This is a genomic window from Streptococcus sp. SCPM-O-B-15304 (M98), assembly GCF_058200215.1.
This window is the reverse complement of sequence record NZ_JBYQGQ010000005.1, coordinates 55269-70045: the sequence shown is the minus strand read 5'-3', so window position 1 is coordinate 70045 and position 14777 is coordinate 55269. Positions and strand designations below refer to the sequence as shown.

15 protein-coding genes are annotated in these 14777 nt (G+C 40.8%); 14 read left to right on the top strand and 1 reads right to left on the bottom strand.

The features are described from left to right. The first annotated feature begins 92 nt into the window (after positions 1-92). The 3 genes from AC3E7H_RS04400 to AC3E7H_RS04390 all read left to right on the top strand — a co-directional run bounded on the left by AC3E7H_RS04400 (position 93) and on the right by AC3E7H_RS04390 (position 2426). Positions 93-605, top strand: coding sequence for an adenine phosphoribosyltransferase (locus AC3E7H_RS04400; RefSeq protein WP_001049312.1), 513 nt, complete (start codon positions 93-95; stop codon positions 603-605). Between the two features lie 193 nt (positions 606-798). After that, positions 799-1743: a homoserine O-acetyltransferase MetA gene (metA, locus tag AC3E7H_RS04395; RefSeq protein WP_049508980.1), complete on the top strand. Its 945-nt coding sequence runs from the start codon at positions 799-801 to the stop codon at positions 1741-1743. 8 nt (positions 1744-1751) lie between these two features. Next, on the top strand, positions 1752-2426 hold the full coding sequence (locus tag AC3E7H_RS04390; protein ID WP_223140707.1) for a DnaD domain-containing protein: 675 nt from the start codon (positions 1752-1754) through the stop codon (positions 2424-2426). 198 nt (positions 2427-2624) lie between these two features. On the opposite strand, the gene AC3E7H_RS04385 is transcribed toward AC3E7H_RS04390, so the two are convergent. After that, the gene (locus AC3E7H_RS04385; protein WP_490676169.1) at positions 2625-4076 is read right to left on the bottom strand and encodes an alpha-amylase; all 1452 of its coding nucleotides are present in this window, start codon (positions 4074-4076) and stop codon (positions 2625-2627) included. A 246-nt stretch (positions 4077-4322) separates the two neighbouring features. On the opposite strand from AC3E7H_RS04385, the gene AC3E7H_RS04380 reads away from it, so the two are divergent. From AC3E7H_RS04380 to AC3E7H_RS04330, 11 genes are all read left to right on the top strand, one after another. Continuing rightward, entirely contained in the window at positions 4323-5486 is a 1164-nt protein-coding gene (locus tag AC3E7H_RS04380; protein ID WP_001045026.1) for a class I SAM-dependent rRNA methyltransferase, read from the top strand. Beyond that, the gene (gene aroD, locus AC3E7H_RS04375; RefSeq protein WP_000780371.1) at positions 5483-6160 is read left to right on the top strand and encodes a type I 3-dehydroquinate dehydratase; all 678 of its coding nucleotides are present in this window, start codon (positions 5483-5485) and stop codon (positions 6158-6160) included. Before AC3E7H_RS04380 ends, aroD begins: the two co-directional genes overlap by 4 nt. After that, positions 6150-7007 (top strand): shikimate dehydrogenase, encoded by an 858-nt coding sequence (locus AC3E7H_RS04370; RefSeq protein WP_000686854.1) that lies wholly within the window; start codon positions 6150-6152, stop codon positions 7005-7007. Before aroD ends, AC3E7H_RS04370 begins: the two co-directional genes overlap by 11 nt. A gap of 16 nt (positions 7008-7023) precedes the next feature. Continuing rightward, positions 7024-8091: a 3-dehydroquinate synthase gene (gene aroB, locus AC3E7H_RS04365; RefSeq protein WP_000693982.1), complete on the top strand. Its 1068-nt coding sequence runs from the start codon at positions 7024-7026 to the stop codon at positions 8089-8091. A 9-nt stretch (positions 8092-8100) separates the two neighbouring features. Further along, a complete protein-coding gene (aroC, locus tag AC3E7H_RS04360; RefSeq protein ID WP_001269895.1) occupies positions 8101-9267 on the top strand; it encodes a chorismate synthase in 1167 nt (388 codons plus the stop codon). Between the two features lie 9 nt (positions 9268-9276). Continuing rightward, the gene (locus tag AC3E7H_RS04355) at positions 9277-10380 is read left to right on the top strand and encodes a prephenate dehydrogenase (RefSeq protein WP_001140472.1); all 1104 of its coding nucleotides are present in this window, start codon (positions 9277-9279) and stop codon (positions 10378-10380) included. Positions 10381-10391: 11 nt separating this feature from the next. Next, positions 10392-10730, top strand: coding sequence for a YlbF/YmcA family competence regulator (locus AC3E7H_RS04350; protein WP_000065982.1), 339 nt, complete (start codon positions 10392-10394; stop codon positions 10728-10730). 89 nt (positions 10731-10819) lie between these two features. Next, entirely contained in the window at positions 10820-12103 is a 1284-nt protein-coding gene (gene aroA, locus AC3E7H_RS04345) for a 3-phosphoshikimate 1-carboxyvinyltransferase (protein ID WP_000769883.1), read from the top strand. After that, the gene (locus AC3E7H_RS04340; RefSeq protein ID WP_001151350.1) at positions 12096-12572 is read left to right on the top strand and encodes a shikimate kinase; all 477 of its coding nucleotides are present in this window, start codon (positions 12096-12098) and stop codon (positions 12570-12572) included. Before aroA ends, AC3E7H_RS04340 begins: the two co-directional genes overlap by 8 nt. Then, a complete protein-coding gene (pheA, locus tag AC3E7H_RS04335) occupies positions 12569-13417 on the top strand; it encodes a prephenate dehydratase (RefSeq protein WP_000686394.1) in 849 nt (282 codons plus the stop codon). Before AC3E7H_RS04340 ends, pheA begins: the two co-directional genes overlap by 4 nt. Then, entirely contained in the window at positions 13414-14733 is a 1320-nt protein-coding gene (locus tag AC3E7H_RS04330; protein ID WP_000196420.1) for an LCP family protein, read from the top strand. The genes pheA and AC3E7H_RS04330 overlap by 4 nt, the downstream gene beginning before the upstream one ends. The last annotated feature ends 44 nt before the right edge of the window (positions 14734-14777 follow it).

The following is a 14777-nucleotide window of genomic DNA, read 5'->3' as shown; positions in this document are numbered from 1 at the left end:
CCTTGGACTCAGTTTCCAGGGTTTCTTTCTATTTCTCTTTTTTAAGAATTATGGTATAATAGGGAGTAAAAACTTAAAAAGAAAGAAATGCTATGAACTTAAAAGATTACATTGCAAGTATTGAAAATTATCCACAAGAAGGAATTACATTCCGTGATATCAGCCCTTTGATGGCCAACGGCAATGCCTACAGCTATGCTGTTCGTGAAATTGTTCAATATGCTACTGACAAAAAGATCGATATGATCGTAGGACCAGAAGCGCGTGGATTTATCGTTGGATGTCCAGTTGCTTTTGAGTTGGGAATTGGTTTTGCTCCTGTGCGTAAACCTGGAAAACTACCACGCGAAGTTATTTCAGCTGACTACGAAAAAGAATATGGTGTTGATACTTTGACTATGCACGCTGATGCTATCAAACCAGGTCAACGTGTTCTCATCGTAGATGACCTTTTGGCAACAGGTGGTACTGTTAAAGCAACCATCGAAATGATTGAGAAATTAGGCGGTGTCGTAGCTGGTTGTGCCTTCTTGATTGAACTTGATGAGCTAAAAGGTCGTGAGGCAATCGGAGATTACGATTATAAAGTTTTGATGCATTATTAATGAAAAACAGTCCCTAGGGCTGTTTTCTCTTCATCGGATATAAAAAAAGGCTATATCTAGTTAGAGAAAAACTATAATTGAAAACTATGTCTTCTTACAGTATAATAAAGGGAAGCAATGTCATCAGCTGGATTATTCCATTCGATGACAGTCAGGTTACTTGAGTCCAATATGATACAGTAAGGAGATTTCTATGCCGATTCGAATTGATAAAAAATTACCAGCAGTTGAGATTTTACGAACGGAAAATATTTTCGTCATGGATGACCAGAGGGCAGCTCATCAGGATATTCGACCACTGAAAATTCTGATTTTAAACTTGATGCCACTGAAAATGGTTACAGAAACTCAGCTTTTACGCCATTTAGCCAATACTCCTTTGCAGTTAGATATTGAATTTTTATATATGGAAAGTCATCAGTCGAAAACAACTCGTTCTGAGCATATGAAGACTTTTTATAAGACCTTCTCAGAAGTTCAAGACCAGTATTTTGATGGCTTGATTATTACAGGTGCTCCAGTTGAACATCTCCCTTTTGAAGAAGTGGACTATTGGGAGGAATTTACTAAGGTTATCGATTGGTCTAAGACTCATGTCTTTTCAACCCTGTATATTTGCTGGGGAGCACAAGCGGGTCTATACTATCGCTATGGCGTAGATAAATACCAGATGGACCAGAAGCTTTCTGGGATTTATTCTCAAGATGTTTTGAAAGAAGGTCATCTTCTACTGAGAGGTTTTGATGATTTATATGTATCCCCTCATTCTCGCCATACAGAAGTCCACAAAGAAGATATTCTAAACAAAACAAATCTAGAGATTTTAGCATCAGGAGAAGAGGTAGGAGTCTCTATCCTTGCGAGTCGAGATTTGAGAGAAGTCTATAGCTTTGGGCATTTAGAGTATGATCGCGATACGCTAGCCAAGGAATATTTTAGAGATCTAAATGCTGGTTTAGATCCCCATATACCAGAAAATTATTTCAAAAATGATGACATCCATGAACTTCCTTGTATGCGTTGGAGTTCCTCAGCAGCTCTCTTTTTCAGTAACTGGGTAAATTATGCAGTTTACCAAGAAACGCCTTTTGAGTGGAAGAGTGCAGAAGAAGATGTGTCTCATTTTGGATATTTATAAGAGGAATTATGACATATTTAGATGCTTTTAAATCAGGGAACTTGGTGTTACCAAGTGCTCTGCTCTTAAACTACAATCAACTGTTTTCATCAAGCGATGATTTCTTAGTTTGGCAATTCTTTTACCTACAAAATACAACAGCCTTAGGGGAATTGTCCCCAAGTCAAATCGCAGAGAAAATTGGCAAGCAAGTCTTTGAAGTCAATCAAGCGATTTCGCGCTTGACAGAAAAAGGCTTACTTCAATACCGAACCATTGAACTCAATGGTGAGATAGAAGTGATTTTTGATGCGACTTTAGCTTTAGAGCGCTTAGACCAACTTTTTGAAAAGCAAGAACCTAGCCAAGCGCTACCCGCTAAAAATGATTTGAAAGACTTGGTGGAAACCTTCCAACAAGAGCTAGGTCGTCTCTTAAGTCCTTTTGAAATCGAAGATTTAGAAAAGAGTTTGAAAGAAGACGGGACCAGTGCGGACCTGATTAAAGAAGCCCTACGTGAGGCTGTTTTGAATGGAAAACCAAATTGGAAGTACATCCAGGCTATCCTAAGAAACTGGCGTCATGAAGGTATTAAGAGTGTAGTCCAGGTAGAGGCTAAGCGTCAGGAGAGAGAAGCGACTAATCCTCAAAATGTTCAAGTTTCTGCAGATTTTCAAAATGCTATGGATCTTTGGAAAGACTAATTTTAAGTATTGATAATAGAAAAAATGCCTACAGGCTAGAAAGAAAATCTAGCTTGTGGGCATTTTTTGTGTGTTTTATACTCAATGAAAATCAAAGAGCAAACTAGGAAGCGAGCCGCAGGTTGCTCAAAACAATGTTTTGAGATTGCAGATGGAAGCTGACGTGGTTTGAAGAGATTTTCGAAGAGTATTAATTGATTAGTTAGCTAGTCCCCATACACTAAGAGAGCGTTCTGTAACTGGAAAATCTCCATAACCTTCAGCATTGATGGTTACTTGGTCAGGATGGTTACCAAGCAAATCAACAAAGGTTTGGTCAGCCCATTCCTGACCGACGAACATGATTTTGGAATTTGCTTTGGCATTAGAAATCACGATGGCAAGTGGTGATTGATTGTTAGCTCCTGAACGAATCCAACCGATACAATTAGGGTCATCAAAGTAGTCGGTTTGCTCTCCATAAGCCAACTCTTTTCGGATAGCTAGCAAACGGTCAAGGACATCCTTGAAGTCTTCTTGAGCATATTGACCAGAAATACCATAGTAGTCTCCATAAAAGACACATGGGAGCCCCTGCTCTCGCAAAAGAATGAGGGCGTAGGCTGCTGGTTTAAACCATTCTTCAACAGTAGACTCCAGAGCTTGACCTCGTTGGGTGTCATGGTTTTCGACAAAGGTTACAGCCTTATCTGGCTTGATTTGAACGAGACTATCATTAAAGATGGTACGCAAATCATAGTCTGCACCAGCTTGGCTTGCTTCAAAGAGATTCATATGAAGGCGAACATCGACAAGATCAAAGCGTTCTTCAATTTTTTCAAGGTAGTCCAGATTTGCTTCCTTGTCTGGATTCCAGAATTCTCCAAAGACATAGAAATCTTGGCCATATTTTTCTTTGATATCGCGAATGAAATTGCGCATAAAGAAAGAGTCAATGTGTTTAACGGCATCCAAACGGAAACCTGCCACACCAGTTGTTTCCATAAACCAATCTGCCCAATCGTAGATATTTTTTATCACTTCAGGATGTTTGAAATCTAGATCGGCATACATGAGATAGTCGTAATTGCCATTCTCATTGTCGACTAATTCCTCATGAGCCCAGCCTTTGTTGTCTCCCTGTATCAGATAGATTCCAGATTTACGGCGTTTAGCATCGTAGTCAGTTCCAGTAAAGTGGTACCAGTGCCAGTGGAAGTCATTGTAGGTATTTTGTCGTCCATCAAAAGAAAAACCAGTCCAGCCATTGATGGTAAAAGGTTCTCCTAGTTCCACAGTTCGATCTTCTGGATCCACTTCGATAACTTGAAAAGATTCTAAATGGTCAGCGGCTGCCTTATGATTTAAGACGATATCAGCCATTGGTTGAATCCCATGAGATTTTAAAGTTTGGATGGCATGAAGATAGTCTTCTTTAAAGCCATACTTAGTACGTACAGTACCCTTCTGATTAAATTCTCCAAGGTCAAACAAGTCATAGACGCCATAACCAACATCTTTTTCATTTGTTGCTTTAAAAGCAGGTGGCATCCAAATGTGACTAATGCCTAAGTTAGCTAGGTGTTCAGCGTCGTCAGCTAGGCGCATCCAGTGTTTTCCATCGTGGGATAGATACCATTCAAAATATTGCATTAGGGTTTGATTTTTCATAGTTGATCCTCTTACTTACAGTGATGAGAATTATTGTAGCACAAAGCCAAAGAATATGCAAACGTTTGCGTTATAATTAAACTCTTTGAAATTTATGTCTATTTTTCAACTGGAAGTGTTGAAATACTATAAAAGAAAAATAGTAGGACTAATGGGAGGAAAAATTCTCTCAGATAGGGCAAGATGATGGATGAATCAATAGTTTCTATTTTGTGAATTGTCACAAAATTTGTTATAATAGTATTTATGAATAAAGTATTCGTCAGTAGACGTGTTGAAAAAAAACTAAACCAAGGTCTAGTACTTTTGGAGGAAATTGATTTTCCAGAACTATCTGAAACTGATCAAGAAGTCGAGTTATTTAGTCAAAACAAGCAGTTTTTGGGCAAGGCCTATTTATCTCGTCAAAATAAGGGGATTGGTTGGTTTGTAACGAACCAGAAGCTTTCTTTTAACCAAAAATTCTTTGAAAGTTTGTTTGAAAAAGCCAAACAAAAACGTTCTTCTTACTATCAAGATGAGTTGACAACTGCCTTTCGTTTGTTTAATCAAGAAGGCGATGGTTTTGGTGGAATGACTCTGGACCTATACGGAGATTATGTTGTTTTCTCCTGGTATAACTCCTATGTCTATGGGCTTCGCCAACAGATCCTAGCAGCCTTTGCTCAGGTTTTCCCTGAAGTCTTAGGTGCCTATGAAAAGATTCGTTGTAAAGGTCTAGACTATGAGTCTGCCCATATCTATGGTCAAGAAGCACCAGAAAATTTTACAGTTCTTGAGAATGGAGTTCTCTATCAAGTCTTTATGAATGACGGTCTTATGACAGGCATCTTCTTGGACCAACATGAAGTGCGTGGTAGCTTGGTTGATGGTTTAGCTATGGGGAAATCCTTGCTTAATATGTTTTCCTACACAGCAGCTTTCTCAGTTGCTGCAGCTATGGGAGGAGCTAGTGAAACAACCTCTGTAGACCTAGCCAAACGTTCCAGAGAACTGTCAGAAGCTCATTTTCATGCCAATGGACTCAGTCTTGACAATCATCGTTTCATTGTTATGGATGTCTTTGAATACTTTAAATACGCTAAACGTAAGGGCTTGTCTTATGATGTGATCGTTCTAGATCCACCTAGCTTTGCCCGTAATAAAAAGCAAACTTTCTCTGTAGCTAAGGACTATCACAAGTTGATTTCCCAGAGTTTAGAGATTTTAAATCCGGGAGGTATGATCATTGCTAGCACCAATGCTGCCAATGTTTCCCGTCAAAAATTTATAGAACAAATCGACAAAGGATTTGCAGGAAGAAAGTACCAGGTTCTTAATAAATATGGACTTCCAGCAGACTTTGTCTACAATGAAAAAGATGAAAGTAGTAATTACCTTAAGGTGATTAGCATGAAGGTAACTAAATGAAATTAGTCGTTTCAGTAATGCCAAAGAGTTTAGAAGAGGCGCAAGGAATCGATGCCATGCGGTATATCGATGCTGATATCATTGAGTGGCGTGCCGACTTCCTACCAAAGGAAGTCATTTTACAGGTAGCTCCAGCTATTTTTGAAAAATTTGCAGGCCGCGAACTCCTCTTTACCCTGCGAACTCGTGCTGAGGGAGGCGAGATCGATTTGGATTCGGCGGAGTATGTACAAATTATCAAAGATGTAGCTCAACTCTATCAACCTGAATATATCGATTTTGAGTATTTTTCTCACAAGGATGTTTTCGAAGAAATGCTTGATTTTCCAAATCTAGTTTTGAGTTATCATAATTTCCAAGAAACTCCAGAGAATATGATGGAAATCTTATCCGAGCTAACCAGTCTAACGCCAAAAGTGGTTAAAGTATCGGTTATGGCTCATACAGAACAAGATGTATTGGACCTTATGAACTTTACGCGTGGCTTTAAAACACTGAACCCAGAACAAGAATATGTGACGATTTCTATGGGGAAAATGGGTAAGGTTTCTCGTATCACTTCAGATGTGACGGGTTCTAGCTGGTCTTTTGCAAGTCTGGACGAAGCCAGTGCTCCAGGACAGATTTCTCTATCTAGCATGAAAAAAATTAGGGAGATACTAAATGAAGATTGATGGCTACACACGTTTAGCAGCTGTAGTCGCCAATCCTATCAAACACTCCATTTCACCCTTCATTCACAATCAAGCTTTTGAGGCAACCAATACCAATGGGGTTTATCTTGCTTGGGAGGTAGAAGGAACTGACTTGGCAGAAACAGCTGCCAACATTCGTCGTTACCAGATGTTTGGAATCAATCTTTCTATGCCCTACAAGGAACAGGTGATTCCTTATTTGGATCAATTGAGTGAAGAAGCTCGTTTGATTGGTGCTGTCAATACAGTGGTGAATCGAGAGGGAACTTTAATTGGATATAACACAGATGGCAAGGGATTCTTTAAGAGCTTGCCTTCTTTTAAAATATCAGGGAAAAGAATGGTCTTGTTAGGAGCAGGTGGCGCAGCCAAGGCAATTTTGGCACAGGCAATCTTGGATGGAGTCAGTCAAGTTTCTGTCTTTGTACGCTCGGCTTCAATGGAAAAAACAAAACCTTACTTAGAAAAGCTACAGTATGAAACAGGTTTTAGAGTAGATTTGTTTGCCTTAGAGGATGCTCAAGAGCTCCAAGAGAACATTCGAAAAGCTGAACTCTTGGTCAATGCGACCAGTGTGGGGATGGATGGAGCATCTCAGCCAATCCCAATAAGTATCGTTTTACCAGAGAGGCTCTTGGTAGCAGATGTGATTTATCAACCCTTTGAAACACCATTTCTAAAGTGGGCAAGAAACCAGGGCAATCAAGCTATCAATGGCCTAGGCATGTTGCTTTACCAAGCGGCGGAAGCTTTTCAGTTATGGACAGGCAAGGAAATGCCAACCGCTCAAATCTGGGAATTACTAAAACAAAAGTATCAAAAATGAAAAAAGGAGAACTGCTATGAAAATCAAAATAGACCTTCCCCACCATCCTTATGATATTCAGATTGAAAAAGGATGCCTGTCTCAAGCAGGAAAATGGTTGCGGGAACTTTGGCAACCGCAAAAAGTCGTTATCATTACCGATAACCATGTGGCTTCTCTCTATGCAGAAAAGGTCAAGCTGAACTTAGAGGATGCTGGTTTTCAAGTGGCTCTATTTGCTTTTCTAGAGGGTGAAGAGCGAAAAAATTTAACCACAGTTCAAAAGGCTTATGAATTTCTAGTTAAGCAAGACTTGACTCGCAGTGACGGCATCGTAGCTTTAGGTGGTGGTGTCGTTGGTGATTTGGCTGGCTTTGTAGCCTCAACCTATATGCGAGGTATTCACTTTGTTCAAATTCCGACCAGTTTGACTGCTCAAGTGGACTCTTCAATCGGTGGTAAGACAGGAGTGAATACTCCTTTTGCTAAGAATATGGTGGGAACTTTTGCCCAACCAGACGGCGTTTTGATTGATCCAACCGTTCTTGAAACCTTAGGTAAGAGAGAGTTGATTGAAGGAATGGGTGAAGTCATCAAGTATGGCTTAATTGAAGATCCAGAACTCTGGGACCTATTATCCGATATGGATGGTTCTGTCGAAAGCATATTGGAACATTCAGAAAGTTTGATTGAGTACTCTTGTCAGGTCAAGCGCAAGATGGTAGTTGAAGATGAATTGGACAATGGCATTCGTCTGTATCTCAATTTTGGTCATACAATTGGCCATGCTATCGAAGCGACTGCTGGTTATGGACGTGTTATGCATGGTGAGGCAGTAGCGATGGGAATGGTTCAGGTCTCAAAGGTCGCAGAACAAAAAGGCCTTATGCCAGTTGGAATCACTCAGTCAATCCGAGAAATGTGTCAGAAATTTGGCCTTCCTGTGGATTATGAAAACTGGGATGTTGATAAGCTTTATCAGGCTTTAATTCATGATAAAAAAGCGCGTGGCAACACTATGAAATTAGTCTTGGTACCAGAACTTGGTTCAGCAAGGATTCACCCAGTTTCTCTCGAAGAAATGAAAGATTACTTGGTAAAATAAGGAGAATGTATGAGATATTTAACAGCAGGAGAATCACACGGTCCTCGTCTGACAGCAATTATTGAAGGGGTTCCAGCAGGTCTTCCTTTGACTGCCGAGGATATCAATGAGGATCTCAAACGTCGCCAAGGTGGTTACGGTCGTGGTGGACGCATGAAGATCGAGAGCGACCAAGTTGTCTTTACTTCTGGTGTTCGCCACGGGAAGACGACAGGGGCTCCCATTACCATGGATGTCATTAACAAAGACCATCAAAAATGGCTAGATATTATGTCTGCCGAGGATATTGAAGACAAACTTAAAAGTAAACGAAAAATCACTCATCCTCGCCCAGGTCACGCTGACTTGGTAGGCGGTATCAAATACCGCTTTGATGATTTGCGAAATTCTCTGGAACGTTCATCTGCCCGTGAAACGACCATGCGAGTAGCAGTTGGGGCCGTGGCTAAACGTCTATTGGCTGAGCTTGATATCGAAATTGCCAACCATGTTGTTGTCTTTGGTGGCAAGGAAATCGATGTTCCAGAAAACTTAACAGTCGCAGAGATCAAAAAACTAGCTGCCCAGTCAGAAGTTTCTATCGTTAACCAAGAACGTGAGCAGGAAATCAAGGACTATATTGATCAGATTAAACGTGATGGAGATACCATCGGTGGTGTTGTCGAAACAGTTGTCGGTGGCGTTCCAGTAGGTCTTGGTTCCTACGTCCAATGGGATCGCAAACTAGATGCAAGATTAGCTCAAGCGGTTGTCTCCATCAATGCCTTTAAGGGTGTGGAGTTTGGTCTTGGTTTTAAAGCAGGTTATCTCAAGGGTAGCCAAGTCATGGATGAAATCCTCTGGTCACAAGCAGATGGCTATACTCGTCGTACCAATAATCTTGGAGGTTTCGAAGGTGGTATGACCAATGGTCAACCGATTATTGTTCGTGGGGTCATGAAACCAATTCCAACTCTCTATAAACCATTGATGAGCGTTGATATTGAAACCCATGAGCCTTATAAGGCAACGGTGGAGAGAAGTGATCCAACCGCTCTTCCAGCAGCAGGTGTTGTTATGGAAGCAGTCGTAGCAACAGTTTTGGCCCAGGAAATTCTAGAGAAATTCTCTTCTGATAATCTGGAGGAATTAAAAGAAGCTGTTGCTAAACATCGGGAGTATACAAAGAATTATTAAGGAGTTCTTATGGCTAAAACCATCTATATCGCAGGACTAGGTTTGATTGGTGCTTCCATGGCACTGGGAATCAAGCGGGATCATCCTGATTATGAAATTTTAGGATACAATCGCAGTCAGGCATCTAGAGATATTGCCTTGGAGCGAGGAATGATTGATCGTGCGACGGATGATTTTGCCAGTTTTGCTCCACTTGCAGACGTCATCATTCTTACCCTGCCAATTAAGCAAACCATTACTTTTTTACAAGATTTGGCAACTTTGAATTTGAAAGAAGGTGTCATTATTTCCGATGCTGGATCGACCAAGTCAGCTATCGTGGCTACAGCTGAGAACTGTTTTGCAGATAAGCCTGTTCGATTTGTTGGAGCTCATCCTATGGCAGGTAGTCATAAGACAGGAGCGGCCTCTGCAGATGTTAATCTTTTTGAAAATGCCTACTATATCTTCACGCCTTCGAGCTTAACGACTCCAGACACGCTCGAAGAAATGAAGGACTTGCTGTCAGGTTTGCACGCTCGTTTCATTGAAATCGATGCTGAAGAGCATGACAGAGTGACTTCTCAGATCAGTCATTTTCCTCATATCTTAGCATCAGGTTTGATGGAACAAACTGCTAGTTATGCTGAAGAGCATGAGATGGCCCGACGTTTTGCGGCAGGTGGTTTCCGTGATATGACTCGAATCGCCGAAAGTGAGCCAGGAATGTGGACTTCTATCCTCTTATCCAATCGAGAAACTATTATTGAACGCATCGAGGATTTCAAGCAACGTTTAGATGAGGTTGGACAAGCTATTAGTAAGGGTGATGAAAACCAAATCTGGAACTTTTTCAATCAAGCGCGGGAGCAACGCCAAGCTATGGAAATCCATAAACGTGGCGGTGTTGACAGTTCTTATGACCTCTATGTCGATGTTCCCGATGAGGAAGATGTTATCTTGCGCATCTTGGAATTGCTAAGAGGAACTTCCTTGGTCAATATCCATATCAATGAGGAAAACCGTGAAGATATTCACGGTATTCTGCAGATTTCCTTTAAGAATGCTCAGGATTTAAAACGTGCTGAGCAAGTCATTACAGAAAATACGAATTACACAGTCGTTATTAAATAAGGAGGACAATTATGTCAAATATTTATGATAGTGCAAACGAACTTAGTCGTGGACTACGTGAGTTGCCTGAATACAAGGCGGTTAAAGAAGCTAGAGATGCTATTCAAGCCGATGCAGAAGCTAGCAAGATTTTTGCGGATTATGTTGCTTTTCAGCATGAAATCCAAGTGATGGCCCAAACTGGTCAAATGCCAGACGCTTCTTTCCAAGAAAAAATGGAAAGCTTTGGCAAGTTGATTCAGGGCAACGCTCTCTTGTCAGCCTTCTTTGCCAAACAGCAACAACTTTCTATTTATCTATCTGATATTGAAAAAATTGTTTTTGAACCAATTTCAGAACTTTTAAAATAAGAATTTACCTCATAAAGTCAGGAATTTTTAAGAAATTTCTGACTTTTTATGATAAAATAAGAAAAAGTATTGTCAGTATGAGGTCTAGTATGAAGTTAAAAACAAACATTAACCATTTGAATGGTAGTATTCGAGTACCAGGTGATAAGTCCATCAGTCATCGCTCGATCATTTTTGGGAGCTTGGCTGAGGGTGAGACTAAGGTTTATGATATCTTACGTGGTGAAGATGTTTTGTCAACCATGCAAGTTTTTCGTGACCTTGGTGTTGAGATTGAGGACAAAGACGGTGTCGTTACCATTCAAGGTGTTGGTATGGATGGATTGAAAGCCCCTCAGAATGCTCTCGATATGGGGAATTCTGGTACCTCTATTCGTTTGATTTCAGGCGTCCTTGCTGGTGCAGATTTTGAAGTGGAGATGTTTGGAGATGACAGTCTTTCTAAACGTCCGATGGACCGTGTGACCCTTCCATTGAAAAAAATGGGAGTTAGTATTTCAGGTCAAACAGAGCGAGACTTGCCACCCTTGCACTTAAAAGGTACAAAAAACTTAAAACCTATTCATTATGAATTGCCGATTGCCTCTGCTCAAGTTAAATCAGCCTTGATTTTTGCGGCTTTGCAGGCTCAAGGTCAGTCTGTCATCATTGAGAAGGAGTGCACTCGTAATCATACAGAAGATATGTTGCGTCAATTTGGTGGAGACTTAAGTGTCGATGGTAAGAAAATCACTGTTCAGGGACCACAAAAACTAAGTGGGCAAACGGTTGTCGTACCTGGAGACATTTCCAGTGCAGCCTTTTGGTTGGTGGCAGGTTTGATTGTTCCTAATTCTCGTGTGGTACTTAAGAATGTCGGTATTAATGAAACTCGTACAGGGATTATTGATGTTATCCGTGCTATGGGTGGCAAATTAGAGATTACTGATATTGATCCAATTGCTAAGTCTGCAACCTTGACTGTTGAAACTTCAGATTTGAAGGGAACAGAAATTGGTGGAGCTTTGATTCCACGTTTAATTGATGAATTACCAATTATTGCTCTCCTAGCTACCCAAGCTCAAGGGCAAACGGTCATCAAAGATGCAGAAGAACTCAAGGTTAAAGAAACTGACCGTATTCAAGTTGTCGCAGATGCTTTAAATAGCATGGGAGCAGCTATTACTCCTACAGCAGACGGCATGATTATCGAAGGAAAATCTACCCTCCATGGTGCCAGAATCAATACCTTTGGTGACCACCGTATCGGCATGATGACAGCCATTGCAGCTCTTTTAGTTGCAGATGGAGAGGTCGAATTGGATCGTGCAGAAGCCATTAATACTAGCTACCCAAGCTTCTTTGATGATTTGGAGACTTTGATTCATGGCTAAGGTTTTACTAGGTTTTATGGGTGCAGGAAAATCAACTATTGCTAGAGGATTAGATCCTGACTTTGTAGACATGGATGCCTTGCTTGAAGACCGACTGGGGATGCCAATTGCTCGTTTCTTTGAAGAAAAAGGAGAAGCAGCCTTCCGTCAGATAGAAGAAGAAGTTTTGGCTGACCTACTAAAAACGGACCAAGTCGTGTCTACTGGTGGTGGAGTGGTCATTTCTCAGAAAAATCGTGACTTACTCAAGCAAAATCCAGACAACATCTATCTTAAAGCAGATTTTGAGACCCTTTACCAGCGAATTGCAGATGATAAGGACAATCAACGCCCGCTATTTCTAAAAAATAGTAAGGAAGATTTGGCAGGAATTTTTAATGAAAGACAGGCTTGGTATGAGGAAGTGGCTAGTAAAGTTATCGATGTGTCCAAGCTAAGCCCAGAGGAAATTATAGAGGAACTAAGATGAAAATTGCCTATCTAGGTCCCAAAGGATCTTTTTCGCACCATGTGGTGCAGACGGCTTTTCCTCATGAGGAACTGGAGCCATTTTCAAATATTACAGACGTTATCAAGGCATATGAACAGGGATTGGTAGACTATTCAGTAGTGCCGGTTGAAAATTCCATTGAAGGTAGTGTCCATGAGACTCTGGACTATCTTTTCCACCAGGCTCGCATTCAAGCTGTGGCAGAGATTGTTCAGCCAATCCATCAACAGCTGATGGCAGTATCAGGACAGTCTAAAATAGAGAAAATCTTTTCTCATCCGCAGGCATTAGCCCAAGGGAAGAAATTTATCGATGAACATTTTCCAGACGCTCAATTAGAGGTAACGGCAAGTACAGCTTATGCTGCTCGGTACGTTTCCGAACATCCAGATCAACCATTTGCAGCTATTGCTCCAAAAAGCTCTGCTGAGGAATATGGATTAGAACTGGTCGCTCAAGATATTCAAGAAATGGAAGCCAACTTTACTCGCTTTTGGGTTTTGGGGCCTAACTTACCACAAATCCCTTTGGAAGCAAGTTCTGAAAAGATGAGCCTGGCCTTGACCTTGCCGGATAATCTACCAGGTGCATTATACAAAGCACTTTCTACCTTTGCATGGCGTGGGATTGACTTGACTAAAATTGAGAGTCGTCCCCTAAAAACAGCCTTGGGAGAATACTTTTTTATCATTGATGTCGCTTATACTGATAAAGAACTGGTCCACTTTGCTCAAAAAGAACTGGAAACGATTGGAATCCAGTATAAAGTACTAGGTGCTTATCCTATCTATACCATACAGGATAAAGGAAAGGAGAAGGAATGACTAGAGAGAATCCTTTGACACACCATGAAAAACTGAGATATGACTATCTTTTGAAAAATATTCATTATTTAAATGAAAAAGAAAAGAGAGAATTTGACTTTTTACATGCTAAGTTAGAAGGTCAAAAAGGTTCAGCGGAAGTTTTCAATCCAGAAGCCAAGGAACAACTTCTTTCAGATTCTGGTATCGACCTGCCAACCTATGCTAATCGTAGTCGCTCTAGCCGCCGTAGTGGTGGAGCTCAACTGGAAACGAAGGTTCCAAAAACTAAGAAGCTGAAGAAAAAAAGAGGTTTTCGTTTTAAACGCTTATTTGCTTGGTTAGGGATGTTATTCCTTTGTGTAGCAGTTGGAATGATCGTCATGTTCTTAAAGGGCTTCCAATCGGCGAATCCTAATAGCTCAAATGGGACCAAAGATGCCAAAGCTGCTCAGGTTGAAGTCTTCAATGGACAAGATACGCGTGATGGGGTTAATATTCTTATTTTAGGAACAGACGGCCGTATTGGACAGAATAGTGCAGAAACACGGACAGATTCCATTATGGTTCTGAATGTAAGTGGCAAAGATAAAAAATTGAAGCTCGTTAGCTTTATGCGTGATAACTTGGTCTATATTGATGGATATAGCCAAGTCATCAATGGTCAAAAACAGACCGACCATAAATTAAACTTAGCCTACGAATTAGGGGAACAAGAAGGTAAACAAGGAGCTGAAATGGTCCGCAAGGTCCTCAAGGATAATTTTGATCTAGACATCAAATATTATGCCCTTGTCGATTTCCAAGCCTTTGCGACAGCCATTGATACGCTTTTCCCTGATGGTGTGACCATTGATGCTCAGTTTTCAACTCTAAACGGGGTTCCAGTTACAGAAGCGACTGTAGGAGATGACTTGCACGCAACGGAAACTGAGTCACCGACTCAAACCATTCGAGCTGGGAAACAACAGATGAATGGTTCGACTCTTCTCAACTATGCACGTTTCCGTGATGATGATGAAGGGGACTATGGCCGTACTCGTAGACAGCAACAAGTCATGACTGCTGTTTTACAACAAATTAAAGATCCGACAAAACTTTTCACTGGTTCGGAAGCACTAGGAAAAGTATTCGCCATGACCTCTACAAACCTTCCATATACTTTCTTATTGACCAATGGCTTATCAGTCCTTGAAGGTGCGCAGAATGGTATTGAAAGATTGACAGTTCCAGAACTTGGAGACTGGGTAGATGACTTTGACGTATACGGCGGTCAATCCCTTCGAGTGGACCAAAAAGCTTACCAAAATAAATTGGCCCAAATGGGATTTAGATAAAATGTAAAATGAATCAGAGCTTGAGGTACATATGAAAAAATGTA

Excerpts from the sequence above, each read along its gene's own strand:
- AC3E7H_RS04380 (WP_001045026.1), top strand. The coding sequence starts at position 4,323 with ATGAATAAAGTATTCGTCAGTAGACGTGTTGAAAAAAAACTAAACCAA.
- pheA (WP_000686394.1), top strand. The coding sequence starts at position 12,569 with ATGAAAATTGCCTATCTAGGTCCCAAAGGATCTTTTTCGCACCATGTG.
- aroC (WP_001269895.1), top strand. The coding sequence starts at position 8,101 with ATGAGATATTTAACAGCAGGAGAATCACACGGTCCTCGTCTGACAGCA.
- aroA (WP_000769883.1), top strand. The coding sequence starts at position 10,820 with ATGAAGTTAAAAACAAACATTAACCATTTGAATGGTAGTATTCGAGTA.
- AC3E7H_RS04330 (WP_000196420.1), top strand. The coding sequence starts at position 13,414 with ATGACTAGAGAGAATCCTTTGACACACCATGAAAAACTGAGATATGAC.
- AC3E7H_RS04370 (WP_000686854.1), top strand. The coding sequence starts at position 6,150 with ATGAAGATTGATGGCTACACACGTTTAGCAGCTGTAGTCGCCAATCCT.
- aroB (WP_000693982.1), top strand. The coding sequence starts at position 7,024 with ATGAAAATCAAAATAGACCTTCCCCACCATCCTTATGATATTCAGATT.
- AC3E7H_RS04350 (WP_000065982.1), top strand. The coding sequence starts at position 10,392 with ATGTCAAATATTTATGATAGTGCAAACGAACTTAGTCGTGGACTACGT.
- metA (WP_049508980.1), top strand. The coding sequence starts at position 799 with ATGCCGATTCGAATTGATAAAAAATTACCAGCAGTTGAGATTTTACGA.
- AC3E7H_RS04400 (WP_001049312.1), top strand. The coding sequence starts at position 93 with ATGAACTTAAAAGATTACATTGCAAGTATTGAAAATTATCCACAAGAA.
- AC3E7H_RS04340 (WP_001151350.1), top strand. The coding sequence starts at position 12,096 with ATGGCTAAGGTTTTACTAGGTTTTATGGGTGCAGGAAAATCAACTATT.
- AC3E7H_RS04385 (WP_490676169.1), bottom strand. The coding sequence starts at position 4,076 with ATGAAAAATCAAACCCTAATGCAATATTTTGAATGGTATCTATCCCAC.
- aroD (WP_000780371.1), top strand. The coding sequence starts at position 5,483 with ATGAAATTAGTCGTTTCAGTAATGCCAAAGAGTTTAGAAGAGGCGCAA.
- AC3E7H_RS04390 (WP_223140707.1), top strand. The coding sequence starts at position 1,752 with ATGACATATTTAGATGCTTTTAAATCAGGGAACTTGGTGTTACCAAGT.
- AC3E7H_RS04355 (WP_001140472.1), top strand. The coding sequence starts at position 9,277 with ATGGCTAAAACCATCTATATCGCAGGACTAGGTTTGATTGGTGCTTCC.